This is a genomic window from Lederbergia citri (genome assembly GCF_018343625.1).
Classification (GTDB): domain Bacteria; phylum Bacillota; class Bacilli; order Bacillales; family Bacillaceae_C; genus Lederbergia; species Lederbergia citri.
In genome coordinates this window covers 858,542-879,786 of the sequence record NZ_JAGYPG010000001.1, presented here as the reverse complement: position 1 = coordinate 879,786, position 21,245 = coordinate 858,542, and the positions used below count along the sequence as shown (strand labels likewise).

General features: G+C 35.6%; 16 protein-coding genes and 3 pseudogenes. 12 read left to right on the top strand and 7 right to left on the bottom strand.

Annotated features, from left to right (window positions below; genetic code table 11):
- Positions 1–675 precede the first annotated feature (675 nt).
- The 3 genes from KHA97_RS04430 to KHA97_RS04420 are packed head-to-tail and all read left to right on the top strand — an operon-like array spanning position 676 to position 3,463.
- Entirely contained in the window at positions 676–897 is a 222-nt protein-coding gene (locus tag KHA97_RS04430; protein ID WP_213123512.1) for a hypothetical protein, read from the top strand.
- A 17-nt stretch (positions 898–914) separates the two neighbouring features.
- The gene (locus tag KHA97_RS04425; RefSeq protein ID WP_213123511.1) at positions 915–2,366 is read left to right on the top strand and encodes a hypothetical protein; all 1,452 of its coding nucleotides are present in this window, start codon (positions 915–917) and stop codon (positions 2,364–2,366) included.
- Positions 2,363–3,463: a hypothetical protein gene (locus tag KHA97_RS04420; RefSeq protein WP_213123510.1), complete on the top strand. Its 1,101-nt coding sequence runs from the start codon at positions 2,363–2,365 to the stop codon at positions 3,461–3,463. The genes KHA97_RS04425 and KHA97_RS04420 overlap by 4 nt, the downstream gene beginning before the upstream one ends.
- A 272-nt stretch (positions 3,464–3,735) precedes the next feature.
- Here the strand turns inward: KHA97_RS04420 and KHA97_RS24380 are convergent, their stop codons facing one another.
- The 5 genes and pseudogenes from KHA97_RS24380 to KHA97_RS04405 form a co-directional block, all read right to left on the bottom strand.
- The gene (locus KHA97_RS24380) at positions 3,736–4,074 is read right to left on the bottom strand and encodes a tyrosine-type recombinase/integrase (protein WP_325167406.1); all 339 of its coding nucleotides are present in this window, start codon (positions 4,072–4,074) and stop codon (positions 3,736–3,738) included.
- A 389-nt stretch (positions 4,075–4,463) separates the two neighbouring features.
- Positions 4,464–4,631, bottom strand: coding sequence for a tyrosine-type recombinase/integrase (locus KHA97_RS24375; RefSeq protein ID WP_325167427.1), 168 nt, complete (start codon positions 4,629–4,631; stop codon positions 4,464–4,466).
- Positions 4,632–4,690: 59 nt separating this feature from the next.
- A complete protein-coding gene (locus KHA97_RS24370; RefSeq protein ID WP_325167405.1) occupies positions 4,691–4,834 on the bottom strand; it encodes an Arm DNA-binding domain-containing protein in 144 nt (47 codons plus the stop codon).
- 9 nt (positions 4,835–4,843) lie between these two features.
- Positions 4,844–5,225: pseudogene (locus KHA97_RS04410) on the bottom strand (DUF771 domain-containing protein).
- 376 nt (positions 5,226–5,601) lie between these two features.
- Positions 5,602–5,850, bottom strand: coding sequence for a hypothetical protein (locus tag KHA97_RS04405; protein WP_213123509.1), 249 nt, complete (start codon positions 5,848–5,850; stop codon positions 5,602–5,604).
- Positions 5,851–6,276: 426 nt separating this feature from the next.
- On the opposite strand from KHA97_RS04405, the gene KHA97_RS04400 reads away from it, so the two are divergent.
- The 3 genes and pseudogenes from KHA97_RS04400 to KHA97_RS04390 all read left to right on the top strand — a co-directional run.
- Complete coding sequence (locus tag KHA97_RS04400; RefSeq protein WP_213123508.1) at positions 6,277–9,081, top strand: Z1 domain-containing protein; 2,805 nt, start codon at positions 6,277–6,279, stop codon at positions 9,079–9,081.
- Positions 9,078–10,070 carry a PD-(D/E)XK motif protein gene (locus KHA97_RS04395; protein WP_213123507.1) on the top strand — a complete coding sequence of 331 codons (993 nt, stop codon included), beginning with the start codon at positions 9,078–9,080 and terminating at the stop codon, positions 10,068–10,070. Before KHA97_RS04400 ends, KHA97_RS04395 begins: the two co-directional genes overlap by 4 nt.
- Before the next feature lie 582 nt (positions 10,071–10,652).
- A pseudogene (locus KHA97_RS04390) lies at positions 10,653–10,865 on the top strand (group II intron reverse transcriptase/maturase); the annotation flags it as partial.
- A gap of 262 nt (positions 10,866–11,127) precedes the next feature.
- Here the strand turns inward: KHA97_RS04390 and KHA97_RS04385 are convergent.
- Positions 11,128–11,577: pseudogene (locus KHA97_RS04385) on the bottom strand (site-specific integrase); the annotation flags it as partial.
- A 222-nt stretch (positions 11,578–11,799) separates the two neighbouring features.
- Between KHA97_RS04385 and KHA97_RS04380 the strand changes: the two are divergent.
- A complete protein-coding gene (locus KHA97_RS04380) occupies positions 11,800–12,507 on the top strand; it encodes a 5-methylcytosine restriction system specificity protein McrC (RefSeq protein WP_325167404.1) in 708 nt (235 codons plus the stop codon).
- A 245-nt stretch (positions 12,508–12,752) separates the two neighbouring features.
- Here the strand turns inward: KHA97_RS04380 and KHA97_RS23850 are convergent, their stop codons facing one another.
- Entirely contained in the window at positions 12,753–12,851 is a 99-nt protein-coding gene (locus KHA97_RS23850; protein ID WP_325167426.1) for a hypothetical protein, read from the bottom strand.
- Positions 12,852–13,444: 593 nt separating this feature from the next.
- On the opposite strand from KHA97_RS23850, the gene KHA97_RS04370 reads away from it, so the two are divergent.
- The 5 genes from KHA97_RS04370 (at position 13,445) to KHA97_RS04350 (ending at position 20,674) form a co-directional block, all read left to right on the top strand.
- Positions 13,445–14,872, top strand: a complete 1,428-nt coding sequence (locus KHA97_RS04370; RefSeq protein ID WP_213123505.1) for a hypothetical protein — start codon at positions 13,445–13,447, stop codon at positions 14,870–14,872.
- A 222-nt stretch (positions 14,873–15,094) separates the two neighbouring features.
- On the top strand, positions 15,095–15,298 hold the full coding sequence (locus KHA97_RS04365) for a helix-turn-helix domain-containing protein (protein ID WP_213123504.1): 204 nt from the start codon (positions 15,095–15,097) through the stop codon (positions 15,296–15,298).
- Positions 15,299–15,335: 37 nt separating this feature from the next.
- The gene (gene hsdR, locus KHA97_RS04360; RefSeq protein ID WP_213123503.1) at positions 15,336–17,714 is read left to right on the top strand and encodes an EcoAI/FtnUII family type I restriction enzme subunit R; all 2,379 of its coding nucleotides are present in this window, start codon (positions 15,336–15,338) and stop codon (positions 17,712–17,714) included.
- Positions 17,715–17,745: 31 nt separating this feature from the next.
- Positions 17,746–19,215 carry a class I SAM-dependent DNA methyltransferase gene (locus tag KHA97_RS04355; RefSeq protein WP_213123502.1) on the top strand — a complete coding sequence of 490 codons (1,470 nt, stop codon included), beginning with the start codon at positions 17,746–17,748 and terminating at the stop codon, positions 19,213–19,215.
- Between the two features lies 1 nt (position 19,216).
- Entirely contained in the window at positions 19,217–20,674 is a 1,458-nt protein-coding gene (locus tag KHA97_RS04350; protein ID WP_213123501.1) for a restriction endonuclease subunit S, read from the top strand.
- Positions 20,675–21,245: the final 571 nt, after the last annotated feature.

Genomic DNA, 21,245 nt, shown 5'->3' with positions numbered 1-21,245 from the left:
AATCTCTTTAGTAAAAGATTGATTTGAGTGATTCTTACTGAGGTGCCATTTATAATAAGAATTGTTTTTGGAATCCTTTACTATTATGTTAGATGTCGTTATAAACTCTTGCATTTGACTTTTTTAACATAAATAGAGCTATCATTTATAATGAGATCTCTTGCTGCGTAGTACACCGATACTAAGAAATAGAAAATCAATATTTTACAAACGGGTTCTTTAATGAAAGAAGTTGAATTTTTTTGCTGGCTATTAAAACGAATGTAAACTTACCAAACATTTCATGTGTTGCCACATATAATCTGGACATGTGGAATCCGGTAAAATTGTTAGTTTGTGTTTGGCAAGTATAAAACGGCAACCAATTTATTCATAGAACCTTGCCAAACACATACCATTGGAAATATTAAGAAGGGATATTCCGGGATTTGTTGTACTGCAAATGTATTACTATATTGATGATACGGCTTTATTAAAGTATTTATAAGAAAGCCTAGAGCAAACAGGCTTACTTATAAGACATATACGGTTGAACTTTACAATCCTCCTTTGACATTTAACTGAAGTGCAGCAGAGAAGACTGCTTAGGTTGGCAAATGTCGATGAGAGAAATTGCTGTATGTGAAGGGATTAAACATCACGCAGTAATGGAGTCCATTGAACGAGGCAAGATGGATGAACTATGAAGATGTAGTAAAATCTTTTGAAGACGCTGGATATACAAACATTATGGTAAATGTGGATTATGATATTATTACTGGTCGGCTAACCGATGAGGGTGAAATAGAATCAGTCACTATTGATGGCGAGAAGAAAATTAATTCTTACGATGAATTCCGGTTGGATGCAGAGGTTAAAATTACATATCACGATCTTAGGAAGAACAAAAATAAGTGATAATGAGGTGTGCATAGGTGGGTGAGATACTTAGAGAAAATCAAAATACAAAATTGTTGCTTGAGATGAGCGTTGTGGATGGTGAATATGACTTCACATCGTCTATTGTCGAAGCGCTAAATCAAGCAGAATTAGAAATACATAATTTAGATGAAACAATTGAGTCAATTCAATGCTTAAAGCCTAATTGTGATAAATTGGACTATATATTAGCTGCGAGTTCAGGTGCATTGTGTGGCATCATTGATATTTTCTTGGTTGGTAAACCTGGAGAATCACCTCTCGGAGATATTACTGATAAATGGTTTGCTAATCGAACAACTGATTTTGCTAAATTGTGCGGATGGGAAGATAAAGGAGAGAACTCTTTGTCTTCAGCAATCCGTTTTCTTGAAAAAAAGTTTAAAATTCCATATGACCAGCGTGGAGTTGGTGACGCGGCAAGTTTTGTTTTTGATTTAAATCCGACAAATCATCATTTTAAATCACTCGCACATAATCCTAGTTTGCTTGGTTTGTTCTTTTCAATATTAGACCAGTTTACTAATTCTTCGCATTTTATTTCCGGTGGTGAACTTATATCTTTAGCTGATGCAGATGGGAAATTCGAGTTAAGAGGAAACAACATACCAAGCAAATTATTCTGTGCATTTGCTAATTGGTTTGGTCATTTAATATCTGATATGTCAGGCTCATCAGGTAGCAAGGGCCGTGGAATGGGGATTCCTTCTCCTTTATGGACATGGACAAATGATATTATTGTATTAAAAAGGTCTTTGAATATTCCAGTGTCACAGTTTGATAACTCAATAAACGAGCTAGCTATAAATATATATAAAGAAGGATATGATGCTCGATTCCAGTCGACTCAAGCCATTCCAGTTTTTATAAACGAGATATTAGTTCGACTTGTTTTTGCTATCAGAAGACTTATAAAATATTTTGCTGAAACCGATAAAGAAACTCGTTCGTTTTCACTTATGTGGAAAAAGTGTGAGCCTTTTTCAAATCCAACTGTTAAAAGAATGTTGACTATAGCACATGGGACGTTTTGCCTTATAGATATAGGTGATGCTTCTGTTCGTGGTTTTGTAACAGGTGCAGGATTTTTTAATCCGACTGAGTTTTTCTTGCGTCTTAACATCTTTGGGGTTGGACGACTTACTATTTCCTTATACGGTGAAGTTAAGCGTGAAATTGGCATACAAAAAGCAGAAAGAGAAATAATCTTTGCGAGAAAAGAAAAATTAGTTGTAGAAAATTATATTGAGGGACTTAAACTATTATCGGAATTATATGAAGATAAAAATCTTTTGAATTTTATAACTGATTTCAAGATTAGTGATATGTATATACACGCTTTTGAAAAATCTGTTATGTTAGCTAAAAAGAGAAATGTGCCAAATAATGAAATATTAAAAAATAAGATGGAAATAGATTCTTATTTTTTGGGAGGAAATAAAACGTGAGTAAGAAGAGATCAAATTTACAGATTGCTCAAGAACAAGCTGAATCTACCATCAAAAAGACAAATGATAAAATAGAGGAGCTTGGAAAATATACTAGCAATCTTTATACTGCATTAAACGATATTCAGGAGCTATTTGATAAAATTAGAAACGTGCCAAGTCAGAAACACTTGGAATATAAAAAACTAAAAGAAGTTCGTTTGAATTGGAAACAACAGGTTGAAAAAATCGAGTCAGATTATAAAAATGCTGTCGCCAAGAATGCTGGAAAAGGTGTAACAGGTGTTGGCGCAGGTGTTGCAGTAGCCGCCCTTGGTCCTACTGCAGCAATGGGAATAGCTACAACTTTCGGTGTTGCATCAACAGGTACGGCTATATCCGCTTTGAGTGGTGCTGCAGCCACTAATGCTGCATTAGCGTGGTTAGGTGGTGGAGCACTTGCCGCAGGTGGTGGCGGTATGGCAGCTGGAAATGCTTTCTTAGCCCTTGCTGGACCTGTTGGTTGGGCAATTGCAGGTATTGCACTTTTGGGTAGTGGACTTCTTTTTTGGAAAACTAAAAGTGATCAGAATCGACTTGAAAACATTTTTACATTGATAAGTAAGCGAGATAAAAAATCATATGAACTTGCAATTGTCGAGCTTAATGAACGCATATCTCGTATAAAAGACGAAAGTGTTAAACTCAACGATGCGATTGAAAAGATAGAATCATTTGGAGTGGATTATAATCAAATGACCGAAGCTCAGCAGTATGAATTAGGTGCTTATGTGAATTTGATGTCAGCATCAACACAATTGCTTGTAAATCCGATATTAGGTTTGCAACCAAAGTATAATGAAAAAGACTTCAGCAAATTTATTTCTGAAGGTAACGGAAAAGCTAATGAAGTTTTATGTTCCTCACATAAAGATTTGATAATTGCATTATCAAATCTTTTATATAAAATTAAATTAGATGATAAGGATAAAAAACTTTTATGGAAGTCCTTTAAAAAGAACAAGAAGTTCTTATCATCAATGAATATCTCGAAGAAAGAGTTTGATGATATAATTCTTGATATAGTTTGCGAGGCTCTTTATTTTAGACTCTGTTAACCATTAATGTTGACATCCAGCAAAAAAGCGAACATTCGTGCTATAATTAGAGTGTGAAACTCTAATGTAGGCAGCGGAATAATTATGAAGCTTATTGATATGCTCTACTCTATATATTGTCGATAATATTTCAACTACATAATGATGAAAGTAACCCAAATATGAAGTGGTTTGTTGCGTAGTACAATCATACTATGCAATAAAATGATTTTTTCAACAAAGAGTGGTTCTATGAATTGTGGTATATGTAAGCTCAGAGATAGTCTCTAAGCCTACATATTCTCTAAAGTATCAATCGTCAATTTTTCCTCTTCCTCCCTCAGTTCCTTAAGCACGTGAGGATAGTGTTTATAAGTCGTTTCGATTGTGCTATGTCCCAAACGCTCACTTACATAATTAATGTCAACTTTCCTATATAATAGGACACTTGCATGAGTGTGTCTTAAACCATGCAGAGTGATTGGATCGATATCAAGTTCTTGTAAGGTTTTTTGTAAGAGCTTATTGGCATTGGTGTTGCTAATTACTCTGTACTTGGACTCTGGGGTATAAAAGACTAATCCATATAGATTAGGTATCACAGTCTTGAAAAGTCTTTTAAATGAGCTCATTGTCTTTTTATCTAGTTTGATTGTACGGTTGGATGCTTCATTTTTCGTTGGTCCGAAACCTTCAGGATGCCTTTTTGCATTACCCCATGTTTTGTTAATGGTTATTGTGTTTTTTTTAAGTCAAAATCCTTTCTTGTCAATCCCACTAACTCGCCAAACCTAGCTCCAGAGGTCAATCCCAATAGAATTCAATAATAACCTAATCCTTCCTCCAACAAAATATATATCACTGCAAGTAATCTTTTAGTCTCAAAATAATTTTAAATGCTTTTCTTCTGGCTTCTTCGTGGGATTGCTCCAGGTGAGTAAGACATTTCTTGTGAAATCATGCAGGATAAATTGCTCTTCAATCGCATACTGTACGCATGATCAATATGGATATTCATTTCTCAACAGTTTCTTAGCTTATCAGCTCCAAAGTTATTTAAAAAAAGCTGGTAATCATGGCGTTTAATTTCCTGGAGTGGTTTTCCGCCAAAATATTCTTTAATCACTCTAGACGTATAATCGTAATGGAGTTTGGTGGTTTTTGTTAAATTAGATTTATAGAGTGTCATCCATTTTTCAAAATACCCATCAAACAGCAGTTGCTTCAAATGTGGTAAAATACCTTTTGCTAAATTTGCCCAATTTCTGCTGCTGCATTTTGCGCTTCCTTTTTGGTTTTGAATCCACCTTTCCTTATCAGCTTCGATACTCCGTTCACCATATGACTTACAGTAAATTGATAGGTTTTACCTCTTTTTTGTATACTTGCCATACTATGATGTCACCTTTCTAATATTGTTTGGGGTTTAACCAAGCACGGTATAAAGGCTGTGCTTAGTAATTCTGTATATTTGTAGTTTTTAAGAAAAATCCGATCTAAGTTTTCATCTAAAAACTTTGCCATTTTTGATGCTTGAAATGACCTAGTTTGGCCCTTACTTCGTGGATAGAATACAAATCCACCATTCTGTGCATCCAGTACCTTACGGAAGCGTAAAGGATAAAGTATATTTTCCTTGATCCATTCACTTTTTCTATTCACTTGTTTTTCAATGTCTTTCATTGACCAGTAGACTCCTGCAAACTAAAGTTTTTTCAGTTCATGTAATTCGATTTTAGAAAATAATTACGAAATCTGAAGGGATAGGAATGTTTATATTTATTGATAGTGCTTAAACGTAACTAGATCCTTTTGATGGTAGAAAAGATGATTTTTACTTTGATTTTCCTGTTATACAGCTGCATATCTGTTGCCATTCTTTTGACCTCCTGGTTGAAAAGTATTTATCGAAGATACTTGGTATCGGTTAGATAATAGAATTATTTGGGCCAAATACTGGAAATGAATCTAAGCAAAATATCAATTAGCTTATGTTTTTATAGTAAAATCAGAAAATTTGCTAGGGAGTGGGTGGAATTTATTGAGAGAAATAAAGTGCAAAAACAATCTGTATAACACAAGTACATTCACTCGTTTGAGAAGTGCACCCGTATTAAGCGATTTAAAGGTTCTCACTACAACTAGAACCTTATTATAAATCAGTTAAATGACGAGGAAATATTTTGGGAAAGAAAAAAATCTGAGTCGTATGGGTCCAGACCCTGGAACGGTAAAGTATTACTGTACTGGGGGTCAGGTCCCATCTTACATCCACCTTCTTCTGAGTATACGGCATGCGTTTTTCCGATATTGATTTTGCTTTGAGCAAGCGCATCATTTGAAAATAACAACGACGATCCTAAAGCAGCCGTGATGCCTAATGATAATTTGAATTTCTTTTTTAACATAAATGACCCTCCTGTTTAGGTGTAGGATTTTATTTTCAATTCGATTTAACATTCATCTTTCATTTAACCGACAGACACGAAAAACCTTTAAATACCTGCGTTTTTTGAGTTCTTCATAAAAAAACAAAAAAGGATTTGAAAAAATTGGTATATTTTTGATTCGCTTTCACATAATAAGTGTGTGAGGTTGGTACAAAAGTTCAAAAACATTTCGGCCGAAAATTCAACGTTCTAATTTGTTAAAGGCCGAAGGAAGCAACAAGAGAGAGGAACAAGGTTGAAGGTCTTCGGATCAGAAGCAAGCGTTCTTTGAAAATAAAATAAGGAAGCTTGAAGATATTTTTTTTCGCAAATCGTGGGCCTGCGAAAAAATCAAACATCAATTTTTCGGCCCAACGACAAAAAAACAAAGGAGGAAAAAAACAAATGTCAAATGCTCACCAAATGGAAGTCAACGATGAACTTGAAAGTATGTTGTCTGTGAAAATGAACAAAAAAGATAAATGGCATCGAAGAGAAGATGCGTTAGCTTTTATTCGCAGGCTTATTGATGCTCATTGTTTAATGGAAGGAATTACACGAGACGAGTTATTACAGGCTAATCCGCACATCGAAGAAAAGTTGTTACAAAGTATGTTAGAAGCTCGTTATATCACGACACATGAGGGGAAATGTTTATCCAGTCTGGATGCAAAAACACTTAAAGAACGCAAGAAGGAAATTGAAGAACTGAAGAAGATTCCAATATGGAATCAATGGGAGGCGTACAAGAAACATTTATTGATTAATAAAAAGTTTCCACAACAAATCATTGATAATGTCGATGCGGACACTGATACCTTGCTTGCTCATTTACCCATGCCTAAAAAAATGAAAGAGTTTTTCAAAATTGGGATCTGTATGGGGGCTGTTCAATCAGGAAAAACCTTGAATTATGCAGGATTAACCAACAAGTTGATTGATGTAGGGTATGACATCATCATTATTTTATCTGGTATCCCATCCAGCCTTCGTAACCAAACACAAACACGGATGGAAACAGATGTTATTGGAATTGACACCTTAACAGGCAAAAAGATCGGAATTGGTATGTTTCTTCCGAACGGCGGCGAAGTTGAGATTTATACAAAGCAAGACAGTGAGGAAGAAAGTGGTGATTTCAATTTAACCCATATGAGGCACTTGCCTGTGTACCAAAGAAAGAAACAAATTGTCATCGTAGCCAAAAAGAACCCTCATATGTTAAATGCCTTAAAAACTTGGTTACGTGAACTGCCATTTATGAACGAACAATCAGGTAAACTGGAAGACCTATCATTGGCTTTAATCGACGACGAGTGTGACAATGCGAGCCTCAATATTGAAAAAGATGCTTCGAAGCGAAGCTCTATCAATGAAAAAATCACGGATATCTTGAACTTGTTTAACAAAAGAGTCTTTATTGGATATAGTGCATCGCCTTTTGCCAATATCTATTTGGACCCTGATGATAAGAATAGTTTGTTTCCAAATGACTTTATGTATTTATTAAAAACACCAAATAATTATCTAGGACCTGTGGAATATTTTGGTGTGACGTTAAAGAATAAAAGAATTCCCGGATTGCCTCTTGTTCGCGAGACAGACGAAATTGATAAAACACATTTTCGAAAAGGGGAAACCGTTCACGATTGGGATTATGAAATGAACGGAGTGAACCCTTCGTTAGCAAAAGCCATCAACTCGTTTGTTTTATCAGGAGCCATTCGTATCCTACGAGGACAAGGAAATGAACACCATTCCATGATGGTTCACAACTCTGTTAGTGTTAAGTCTCATGAAATTTTGACCAAAGCCATTCAAAATTATATAGATGAAATTAAAGTTGTCACAAAAGGGAAACCGTTGAAACGATTTTGGAAGCGTTTGTTGGAATTATGGGAACAGGATTTTCTCGTCACATCCTCACAAATGGAACAGATTGATTCAGAACGCTTCAAGGAAATCATTAAATATAACAATGACTTCTCGTTCAAAGAAATTCAAAATGCGGTGATTGAATTTTTGAATGACTTGGAAGATGTTCGTGAAATCAACGGGAAAAGTGAAGATGAATTAGATTTTCACAAAACCAATAAGAAGTTGAAAGTGATTTGTGTCGGCGGAGCTATCCTAAGCCGTGGTTACACCATCGAAGGATTGGCTTGTAGTTACTATATGCGAAATTCGCTGTACAACGATACGGTGCTTCAAGCCATGAGGTTCGCTGGTTACAAAGGAAATTATCGCGACATGATCCGAGTTTTTACGTCAAAAGGTATCAAGCAAATTTTCCAAGAAACTGCAAAAGTTGTGTATATGTTATCTGAGCAATTAAGTAAAATGGCCGAACAAGCAAGAACACCTGAGGATTTTGGGTTGTTTATTGAAACAAAGCGAAAAAGCCAAACAAAGCCAAGTGCGAAGATTCGTCCCGAGTCGTCTTATAAAATTGACCCGAATTTTTCTGGGGCATCAAAGGACGTTGCTGCTTTCTTATTAGAAGATGACATCCTCAAGAAAAACCGAGAATTAACGAGTGATTTTATTGATAAACTTGGCAAACCAACTAAACAAACTAAGCACGAAATTACGTGGAACGGTGTTGATACACGAAAAGTCATTGATTATATCTGCCAATTCAACTATAGCCGTTATGGACGTTTTCATGCTCCGCTTTTATTAAGAAGGTATTTAGAGGAAGTCATGACGGATTACCATTCAACCAAAATGTTTGATGTGGTTATTCCTGTGTTGAGTAGATACGGAAAAGATACCGCTTACCTGGGTTCGTCTAAATTTAAAGTTCGCACAGCACGTCGTAATGGTGTTGTCTATACAACAGAAGAAACAGGAAATGGAAATCATCTTATTCTATCAGGTGGTCGTGCCTTAACAAGTCGTCACTTGGTATATGGATTAACCGAACAAGAATTACACGAATTGAATAAGAAGTATCCACTTCCAAAAGGAATGGTCCACAAAGAGGAACAGGTTCGTCAATTCCGAACAGACCGTGGGCAACTGGTACTCTATGCGTATTGTAAGGACTTCATCAATGAAACAGCGTTAGCAAAACTCGGAGTAGAGGTTTCGTATTCACCTATAGGTTTCCATTTCAACTTGCCGTTTTGCAAGGAGTATGAGGACCGAGAACAATTAACCAATCACATTTATTATTGGAATGAAATTTTAGGAGGTAATGTGAAATGAAAAAGATGTATAAAGACATGATGGCTGTTGAAGCAACTCTTCCTGAAACCGAAATTGTGATTGCACGTAAAATCAAATCCAAACACAATCAATTCTATTTGTATTACAACCGTATCAACCAAGAACTTCATTTTGGTATCGAGTTGGAAGGCAGTCGTCCTTCTAGCTCGAAATTGCCAAATTCAAAAGGATTTCAAACAAAATGGTCAACTTTACCATTCACAAGCAGTTCAAAACCTGCCTTGATTTTATCTTGCGTGGGCGTTCAAAATGTTGATTTCTTTCTTCGTGTAACAGAGGATTTGAAAAACTGCCTTCAACACATTAAGGATGAAGAACGAATGGCGACCAATGCAATTAGTCGCATCATTATGTGGCAGGATTTCTTCAAAAAACATGGAGAAAATCAATTCGCACCAGAAAAACAAAAAGGACTATATGGGGAACTTCGAACTATTGAATTAGTAAGTAATGACCTATCATTAGAAGAAGTCATTAAAGGATGGATGGGACCACGCAAAACATCACAAGATTTTCATCTCGATTTGTGTCATATGGAAACAAAAGTTACTAGCAGAAAAGACCCTGCCACTATTCGTATTCATGGTTTTGAGCAATTAACACCACCTGTGGGTAAAGAACTTTACCTTCACACATTAAGCGTAAAAACTTCTGAAACTAGTGGTGAAACAGTAATGGATATCGAAGGTCATATTTCGGCAAAATTGCTAATGTCACCTGAAGTGTTAGAACAGTTCCATTCAAAACTTCTTTCTTATGGGTATCCAGTAGGTGGTTTCAATAATCCTATGCATTTTGAAATCGAAGAAGAAAAATTCTATAAAGTTCAAGAAGGTTTTCCACGAATCGAAAGGCGGCCAGGCATCTATAATATCGAATATGATATTCTTTTAGCAGATATTGAACCGTTCAAAATTGATTATTCAACAGTTCGCAAATCATTAGGAGTACTCCACAAAGCCATATAAACACTTCCTTAGGAATTGTTTTTTTGTTGTGAGCTTAACATAGGTGCAGTCTATAGGGTGAAAGTGCCGAACTGTGGAGGCAGAAGAAACAGTTGCTTAACGCAAGGGTGTTTGCGGTGACGCAAAATCTGAAGGAAGTGAGCGGCACACCTTCGGTCTGAGGAACACGAACTTTATATAAGGCTAGTTATCATTGGATAAGCTTGCAACACAAAACAAAGTCCTTTCTGCCGAAGGTGATACAGAGTAAATGAAGCAGATAGATGGAGGGAAAGACTGTACTCTTAACTGGGGAGATCTGATTGAAATGCCAAGTACACTTGGTAACTTATTTAGAGATAGATAACTGAACACTCAGAAGTCAGCAGATGTCATAGTACTTTACTAACTCGAGATGATAGTAAGAGAATGACAGAACAATTAGGAAGAACTAGAACTATGCGTAAAATATCTTGCGTTGAGGCAGATATTCTGAAAAGACATACTTGAAGGAGGAAATGGTGAATACATGGGGGACTTCAAGAGTGCGGAATAAGAATAACACAAATAGATTTCTACATTCAGGTGGAAATGAAATATCAAATGTTAATGAATTCGATATTATCACGGGAAAACTTAATAGAAGCACTAAAACTTGTGGAAAGAAACAAAGGTAGTCATGGCATAGATGGAATGTCCGTAAAATCCCTACAAAGAGATCTCTATGATAACTGGGACTTACTATGTAACTCGTTAAGAGATGGATCCTATCAACCAGTACCAGTACTTCGAATCGAAATCCCGAAACCGAACGGTGAATAGACAAGTGCCTGGCACTTGTCTATTATTGCAAATAGAATAGAAGTTACAAAAAAGCAACTCACCCTCCCACTAAGTAGTGTGTGTTACTATTTTCTTACACGTATTTAATAGCAACAGATCTGCGGATAACTGATGTGGATGCCTGTACTGGGGCCGGTGTTACAACACCGAGACTTTTCATAAATCCTAATCTACATTAATTCTATTTCCACTGAGATTACATATTCTCAAAAGTTTCAATCGTCAGTTTCTCCTCTTACTCCCGCAGTTCCTTAAGCACGTGAGAATAGTGCTTATAAGTCGTTTCGATAGTGCTATGTCCCAAACGCTCACTTACATAATTAATGTCAACTTTCCTATATAATAGAACACTTGCATGAGTGTGTCTTAAGCCATGCATCGTAATTGGATCGATACCAAGTTCTTGTAAGGTTTTTTGTAAGAGGTTGTTAGCATTGGTGTTGCTAATTACTTTGTACTTGGACTCTGGGGTATAAAAGACTAATCCATACAGATTAGGTGTAACTGTCTCGAAAAGTCTTCTAAATGCATTCATTGTCTTTTTATCTAGTTTGATTGTACGATTGGATGCTTCATTTTTCGTCGGACCGAAACCTTTGGGATGTCTTTTCGCATACCCCCATGTTTTGTTAATGGTTATTGTGTTGTTTTTAGTGTCAAAATCCTTTCTAGTCAATCCCACTAACTCGCCAAACCTCGCTCAAGAAGTCAATCCTAATAGAATTAGATAAAAACCTAGTCCTTCACCTAACGAACTATAAATCGGTTCTAGTAATCTTTTAGTCTCAAAATAATCTTTCCTGTATTTGGTTAAGTCCAGTAGCCTAATGATCTTTGGATGATTAGACTTGCGGGTGATCCTCAGCAGATATGAAACTCAATCAGATTATAAAAGCGACTATATTTATTGTTGAAGGCTCCACAATTGGACCCTGAATTAAAAAAGAAACTGCAAAAACAAAGAATGCATTTCTCTAGTATCCAGGATATACAACTATCTCATTCGCTTTTCAATTCACATCGCTATAACCGCAATAATCAACACTATAGAATGTTAATCAACATTAGTGAGTTAATTTATCATGGATTAATCACCAATGAAAAAGGCAATGATACATCATTTTCTAATTTTATTAGGGACAGACAGATGGCCAAGTTATATGAAAAGTTTGTATTGAACTTCTATCGTAAGCATCTTAACAGTCAGATATATCATGTTTATTCACCAAAGTTGCAATGGAATCTGAATGAGGAAGTTAGTGACGGTGACTTATCACTACTTCCTGAAATGCGAACGGATATAGTAGTGGAAAATAAGGTAACGGAAACACAACTAATTATAGACACCAAATATTATGCTGAAACACTAGTCACCAGCAACTGGACAGAGACAGAAAAAATACGAACGGGGCATTTATACCAAATTTTGGCATATGTGAACAATAGTAATTATCCGGGAAATACTAAAGGAATGTTACTATATCCTTCAGTCAATAAAGAGCTAAATGCTAATTACTCTATTGGTGGAAAAGCGATTCACATAAGGACATTGAACCTTGATGCCGAATGGCATGTGATTTTTGAGAGGTTGTTGTCTTTTGTGGAGATGGTATAGAACAATATATGTGTTGGTTTGACACCGACCACCGGTATCTTTAAGTTAAATTTAGTTACGATTGATAGTAATTGTTAAGCTCGTAAACCTTGATTTAAAAAGGTTTATGAGCTTTTTCCTTTTATTTGAGTATCCGTATTTAAAACGATATGATTTTGTATCATTTTACGCATTTATACTCCATGTTTTACTCAGCCATATTTTCAAATGTTTGAACTGTAACTTATTCATCTTGGAATCGTAATTCATTTAGTACATGCGTATTCCTTAAATGTCGTTTCAATGTCACTATGACCTAGTCGTTCACTAACGTAGTGAATAGATGCCTTCCGATATAGAAGAATACTTGCATGAGTGTGACGTAATCCATGAACAGTTATAGGTTAAATGTTCAACTCCAATAGCAGTTTTTTTAGTAACTTATTGGCTTTCGTGTTGCTAATGACTTTGTATCTTGATTCTCGACTGAAGAACACTAATCCATGAATATTCGTTGGAGTGTTTTTAAAAATTTTTTAAAGTGATTCATCGTGAATTCTGGTGTCTGACCCCAAAGTTCGGTAACGCACCGTATTGGGGTCAGACACCATTTTTAATAATTTTCTTTTTAGAAATATAAATGCCCTCATTTCTCTATCTATCACATAAAGTAAGGTGGTGAAGGTAATAGAATTCAGTGGTGTAGTCCAATATCTCTTTATTTAATTTTCAGAAGAATATATTAATTACTACTAAAAGAAAGTTTATTTTGATAAGATAATTTTATAACAGATAAGGGAAATTGTCGAAAGAGGAAAGATGGTTTAATTCCAGAATAGAACTCCAATTAATGCTGATAATGCGAATAAAGAAGGTTTCAAGCTTTATAACCGTTTAGCATAAGGGAGATAGTATGCAAAACGTAATCTAGAATCTATGTTAAAAGTAGGAGGATAATATGTTATTTTCTGAACTGTATAGTGTTGACAATCCAGAAAGTGAAGAATGGTTTGATCCAATTTTACACCAAGATACAAAATTGTTTATTGACCCATTTCTTATATTTAAAACCAATCACCCTTTATTTTCGGATGTTTATGACGAAATGATGGAATTTATTAATGATGTTTTTAATCTTATTGCGAAGTCAGGTGGAAATAAGAGAGATATTAATTATAAAAAGGCAGTTTCGATGCTAAGGTTTCATGAAGTAAATGAGTTGTGTTTAGGCTATTCAACTAACCGAAACGGTGCTGGTCCAGGTCCGAAATGGTCAGAGACGATAGCATCAAATATTAGTCGTTGCATTGATTATTCTATATTCGAGTTAGATCATATGGAAGAAATAGGATTATTTTCTATTGGGATTGGACCTGACAGTATTAGTGATATAACAGCAAATATCATGAAAGATAAGTTGGTTGTGTACACCCAGAAAATATGTAAAACACACGATATTCCGATGAAAGAAACAATTCTAAAAAATGCTAGTTTTAACAAAAAGTTCAGACAGTGGGAAACAGAAAAAGTCTTATTACCAGTTAATCCTTATAAAGATAGAAGCACTGGAATATTGTTGGTTCCAGAAATATTTTTAAGAGAATTACCAACAATTAATAAAGATGACTTTCTCTCAAGCATTATGGAAAATAGCATTTTAAGGTCTGATCTTAACTTTGAAATTGATCAAAATCTTAAAAAAGAAGATATAGCCAAAATAGCCTTAGAAAATTATAAAATTGTTAAGGAATACACTAGGAAAGTTGAATCAAGAAATGGAACACCATATGATCTAATCAAAGATCCGAAAATGCTCTATAAATGGTATATTATTGCACAGTCGATCACTAACTCAAACCCTATCAGCATTAAGGATCCAACATCAAAAGAAGAATTTCTGGAACTAGTTTTCAAGATGGCAGAGACATTTAAGAATTATGTAGAAAATAAATCTGGCTATAAACTCCTATGGGATGAAAAATTTACTAAGGGTAAAAGTGAAGAATCTGTCCAACTTCTATTTAATGGGATAGTTGAACAATATTGTGTAGCAAATGGAATTGATTTAACCAGGGAAGTAAATCAAGGACGTGGACCTGTGGACTTTCGCTTTTCCTCAGGATATCAGAATCGAGTATTACTAGAGATTAAACTTGCTAGAAATTCTAAATTTTGGCATGGACTAGAGGCGCAACTTCCTAAATATTTGGAAATAGATAAATTAAAAGAAGGTATATTTTTGGTGGTAATCTATAACGAAAATGATCAAAAAAGAGTAAAAGATATAAATTCAAGAGTTAGTAGAGTTAATAGAGAACAAAATCTAAAGATAAAAACTATTATTGTAGACGCAACCCCTCAAAAGCCATCTGCGTCAAATCTGTAAAAACGGATTTTGTTCGATTTAATAAACAACAAGATGGATGACCTAATGAAGCGAATAAAACAAGAAATTATTTTCTATAGTCTAATCTAGAAATATAAAAAGTAGCATAGTCATATCTCTTCATCTATCACCTTACATTATCGTAAGGTTTTCTCTTTTTTACGTTGATAGTGTGCTATAATATAATTGTCTTAATTTTACATAGCTACTGGAGGTTTTTGCATGGTTATAAGCTATGATAAGTTGTGGAAACTCTTGATTGATAAGAAAATGAATAAGACGGAGTTGAAGGAACAGGCTGGGATTACATACAATATATTAGCTCGCCTTGGGAAACGCCAACCTGTAAATCTAGAAAGCTTATATAAAATTTGCAAGTGCCTCGAATGCAACATTGGAGACATTATGGAATTTGAAATAGAATAAGTGATTTTTCAAAAAATAGGGTGGAGGGTCTGAGCTAATGGGAAAGAGAAATCTATCTGAGGAAGATATTAAAACCAGGTATATTACACCAGCGATCACTGATGTGGGTTGGGACATAATGAAGCAAGTTCGACTTGAATATGCCTTTACGGCTGGTAGAATCATACTTCGTGGAAATGTAACCGCCAGGGGAAAAAAGAAAAGAGCGGATTATGTACTTTTTTACAAAAATAACTTTCCTATAGCTATCATAGAAGCAAAGGACAATAATCATCCAGTAGGTGCAGGTTTGCAGCAAGCGATCGACTATGCGAAAGCACTGGATATACACTATGTTTACGCTTCTAATGGAGACGCTTTTGTTGAGCAGAATCTAATCACTGGTGAGGTAAGAGAACTTAGGCTTGAAGAATTTCCATCGCCAGAAGAATTATATCAAAGATATTTAATTGATAAGAATATCAATGAGGCTGAAGAAAAGGTAATGCTTGAGCCTTATTACTATGTGCCTAATTACAAGACACCTAGATATTATCAAAGGGTCGCAATCAATAGAACAGTCGATGCGGTTGCTAAAGGGCAAGATCGTGTGCTTTTAGTCAGTGCCACAGGTACGGGTAAGACCTATATGACTTTCCAAATTATTTATAGGTTATGGAAATCTGGGTTAAAGAAAAGAATTCTTTTCTTAGCAGACCGGAATGTACTGGTTGACCAGACTATTTCCGGAGACTTCAAGCCTTTTAGCGGAAAGATGACAAAGGTAAAGAATAAAAATCTGGATAGTTCATATGAGATTTATTTAGCTCTTTATCAGCAACTTAGCGGTGACGATGGTGAAGAGACTTTCCGTCAATTCCAGCCGAACTTTTTTGATTTAATAGTTATAGATGAGTGCCATAGAGGGAGTGCAAAAGAAGAATCAGCATGGAGAAAGGTTCTGGATTACTTTTCATCGGCTACTCACATTGGCTGTACAGCAACACCAATTGAAACAAAAGAAGCCTCAAGCCAGACTTACTTTGGTGAGCCCATTTATGAGTATTCTTTAAAACAAGGAATTAATGATGGCTTCTTAGCACCTTATAAAGTCATCAGAATTGGTCTTGATAGGGATTTAGAAGGTTATCGGCCAGAAGCAGGAAAGGTTGATAAATATGGCTATGAAATTGAAGATCGAGAGTACAATGTAAAAGATTTTGACCGAACTCTAGTAATTGATGATAGAACACGAGTCGTAGCATCTAAAATCACAGAGTTCTTAAAGAAAACAGATCGTTTTAGTAAAACAATAGTATTTTGTGTGGACATTGAACACGCAGAACATATGAGACAAGCACTTATCAATGAGAATAAAGACTTGTATGCAGAAAATGATAAATACATCATGCGTATCACTGGTGACAATGATGAAGGAAAAGCCCAATTGGAAAACTTTATTGATGAAGAAAGTCCTTTTCCGGTAATAGCAGTAACGAGTAAGCTCATGACCACTGGTGTCGATGCTAAAATGTGTAAGTTGATTGTTTTGGAAAATAACATCAACAGTATGACCGAATTTAAGCAGATTATCGGTCGTGGGACAAGACTTCTTGAAGAATACGGCAAGACCTACTTTACCATTATGGACTTTCGTAATTCTAGCCGACTCTTTGCTGATCCTGCATTTGATGGCAGACCAGAGGTGGTTATTGACCTTGATGGGAATGATCCGGTGGATGAACCAGAGACACCGATAGATGGAGGCGAAGAAGGCACTGGAGAAGATGCCGGTAATGGTGGTGTCAAAGAAGATGATGGTGAGTATGGAACTGGAGATACACCTCCTTTCAATGACGAGGGTGAAGACAAACCAAGGAAATATTATGTAGGGGATGTTACCGTTAAAGTTCTTTCAGAGAGAGTCCAGTATGTTGATAAGGATGGAAAGCTTATCACTGAAAGTCTTACTGATTATACAAAGAAAAATATACTGCAGCAATATGCAAAGCTAGATGATTTCTTGAGAACTTGGACAGAAGCGGAGAAAAAACAAGCCATCATTGATGAATTACAAGACAGTGGTGTACTGCTAGATGCGGTCAGAGAAGAACTGGGCAAAACGGAGCTAGATGATTTTGATCTTATCTGTCATTTGGCTTACGATAAACCACCTCTGACAAAAAAAGAGCGAGCAGAGAATGTGAAGAAACGTCACTATCTGTACAAGTTTTCCGATACTGCCCAGCATGTAATTGAAGCACTGCTTGATAAGTATGCTAATGATGGCATTAAAGAGATTGAAGATACAAAAGTACTTCAACTAAAGGAATTTTCCAAGATTGGTAGTCCAATGAAAATAGTCAAAGCCTTTGGCGGAAAGGCAGCATATCTGAAGGCAGTACAGGAACTAGAAAATGAGATTTATTACGCATAAGAAAACATACAAGACAAGGCAGGTATAGATTATGGCGATTAGTAATTTTGTAAAGAGAATTCAAGATGTCATGCGAAATGATTCAGGCGTTAATGGAGATGCACAGAGAATCGAGCAAATCGTGTGGATTCTTTTCTTAAAAATATATGATGCAAAGGAAGAAGCATGGGAACTTTATGATGACAACTACAAGTCCATTATTCCGGAAGGATTAAAATGGAGGGATTGGGCAGTGGATCGAAAAGATGGTGAGGCACTTACAGGGGATTCATTACTTGATTTTGTAAACAACAAACTGTTTCCTACCCTTAAGAATTTAGAAATTGATGAAGAAACTCCGATGAGCCAAATCATCGTAAAATCCGCATTTGAAGATGCCAACAACTACCAAAAAGATGGTGTACTCCTTCGTCAAGTTATTAATATAATTGATGAGATCGACTTCACAGAATATAAAGAGCGCCATGAATTTGGTGCAATCTATGAATCGTTTCTTAAGGACTTACAAAGTGCAGGGAATGCTGGTGAGTTCTATACGCCGAGAGCTGTAACAGACTTTATGGTCGAAGTGGTTAAACCAATATTAGGTGAGAATATTGCCGACTTTGCCTGCGGTACTGGGGGCTTTTTGACATCTACCTTAAATGCACTAGATAAACAAGTTGGGAGCTCACTTGAAAATAGTAAAATTTATAACAAGTCCGTGTATGGTATTGAGAAGAAATCATTGCCACATATGCTGTGTGTTACCAATATGCTAATTCATGATATAGATGATCCCAACATACTTCATGGGAATGCATTAGAAATAGACTATAAAGAGCTTCGTAAAATGGAACCTTTTGATGTGATTTTGATGAATCCTCCTTACGGAGGAAGTGAGAAAGATAGCGTCAAGGTCAACTTCCCAATGGAACTGAGAAGTTCTGAAACAGCTGATTTATTTATGAATGTGATCATGTATCGACTTAAGAAAAATGGTCGAGCAGCGGTTATCTTGCCGGATGGATTCTTGTTTGGTACAGATAATGCTAAATTCAATATCAAGAAGAAATTATTCAGTGAATTTAACCTCCACACTGTTATTCGCATGCCGCATAGTGTATTTGCACCATATACATCAATCAGAACGAACATCTTGTTCTTTGATAATACCCAGCCTACAGAAGAAACTTGGTTCTATCGGGTAGATATTCCTGAAGGATATAAGAACTTCTCAAAGACTAGACCTATGAAGCTGGAGCACTTTAGTGAAGCTCTCAATTGGTGGGATAATCGTGAAGAAATCGAATCGGATGGCTTTCCGAAAGCGAAGAAATATTCCATCAGTGAGATTGAAGAAAGAAGCTATAATATTGACTTATGTGGCTTTCCTCATGAGGAAGAAGTAATCTTAGAGCCAATGGATTTGATTCAAGAGTATCAAGAAAAACGTGCTTCTCTTAATGCTGAAATCGACCAAGTATTAGAACAGATTACTTCAATGCTTGGAGGTAATTAATATGAATGCACAGGATTTAAAAAATAGCATTCTACAGCTAGCCGTTCAAGGTAGGCTAGTAGAACAAAGAGAAGAGGAAGGAACTGCTGAAAAGCTGTATCAGCAGATTAAAGAGGAAAAATCAAAGTTGGTTAGGGAAGGCAAGGTTAAAAAATCAAAGAACCTTCCAGAAATCACTGAGGATGAAATATCTTTTGATATACCTGCAAGTTGGAAGTGGGTGAGGTTAGGAGAAGTTGGAGAAACTAATATAGGGTTAACATATAAACCATCTAGTATATCTAATAATGGAACAATTGTTTTGAGGTCGAGTAATATTTATAACGGTGAATTGGTCTATGATGATATCGTAAAGGTAGAAATGTCTATTCCTGAGAATAAAATGTGTAAATCGGGTGACATTTTAATATGCGCAAGAAACGGTAGTAAAAGACTTGTTGGGAAGGCAGCAATAATCGACAAAGAGGGCATGAGTTTTGGAGCATTTATGGCAATTTATCGAAGTATTTGTAATGAGTACGTCTTACATGTAATTAACTCAACTTACTTTAGAAATGCACTGTTGCCCGAAACAGGTACTACTACAATTAATCAAATTACACAAGATAGGTTGAGAAATTTCGTTTTACCTCTCCCCCCACTTAAAGAACAAAAGCGGATTGTAGCAAAGATTGAAGAATTAATCCCGTATGTGGAGAAATACGATAAAGCCTATTCTAAAGTGGAAGAACTGAATAAAAAGTTCCCGGAGGATATGCAAAAATCTATTTTACAATATGCGATCCAAGGCAAACTGGTTGAACAGCTAGATGAAGAGGGTACTGCTGAAGAACTGTTTCAGCAGATTCAAGAAGAAAAAGCAAAGCTGATTAAGGAAGGCAAGATTAAAAAGACGAAGGCACTTCCGGTGATTACAGAGGATGAGATACCATATGATATTCCTGAAAATTGGAAGTGGGTTAGGTTGGGTGAGATTGTTTCTATTTTAGGAGATGGGATACATGGGACACCTGTATATGATGACAAAGGTGATTACTACTTTATAAATGGAAATAATTTAAACGACGGTAAAATTGAGTTCAAAGATAACACTAAGAGAGTTAATGAAGACCAATTCATTAAACACAAAAGGGAATTGAATGAAAGTACCGTTCTAGTTTCTATTAATGGGACTATTGGTAATGTTGCATTCTATGGTGGAGAAAAAGTAGTGCTCGGAAAAAGTGCTTGTTATTTCAACTTGATTATTGAAGATTTTAAATACTATTTGTATTGGGTTATAAAAACAAAGTATTTTCTAGATTACGCATTTAAAAAAGCAACCGGAACAACGATAAAGAATGTATCATTAGCAGCAATGAAAGAAGTTGCAATACCTCTCCCTCCACTCGAAGAACAGAAACGAATTGTGGAAAAGCTAGAAGAACTATTACCTTACGCAAAACAACTGATTAAGTAAACTGATACTCTAGGGCGGGTCACATCTTTTCAAAATGGTGACAGCGTCCGGGTCGTTCGCGAAAAATCGCATAAGGTAGCTAGGGGGATACCCCTAACTGTCCAAAATAAAACCACATAACCTTGTAAACCCTGATATAAAAGGGTTTAAGGGTTATGTGGCTATTTTTTTCGTGTAAGGGTATAGGTTCTTACTAAAAAATTGCTGATTAAAAATCTTAAAGTAAGGTTGTTTTTAACCCTTAAATTGTTAAAAATGACATGAAGTTAACTGAGTGATTTATGTAATAGTGAAAATATAGAATGTGCGTTAATGAAGGAGTTATATGGCCAAAAGTTTACTAATAGCAAGGATTTAAGGGAAGTAACGGAAGATGCGAAGAAAAGGGGGGGGCGGCTCGGACTATACGGTTTAATAATTTTTTTGAGATGAATATTTTTGCTTTGTTGTTCTGTCTATTATTTTATTCAGAATACCAAGAAATGAGCTCTTCCTCTATATTATGAATCTGGTTTTTTATACTTTAATAAAAAAATAAATAAGTATCAAAACTCAACGGTTTTGAAACACA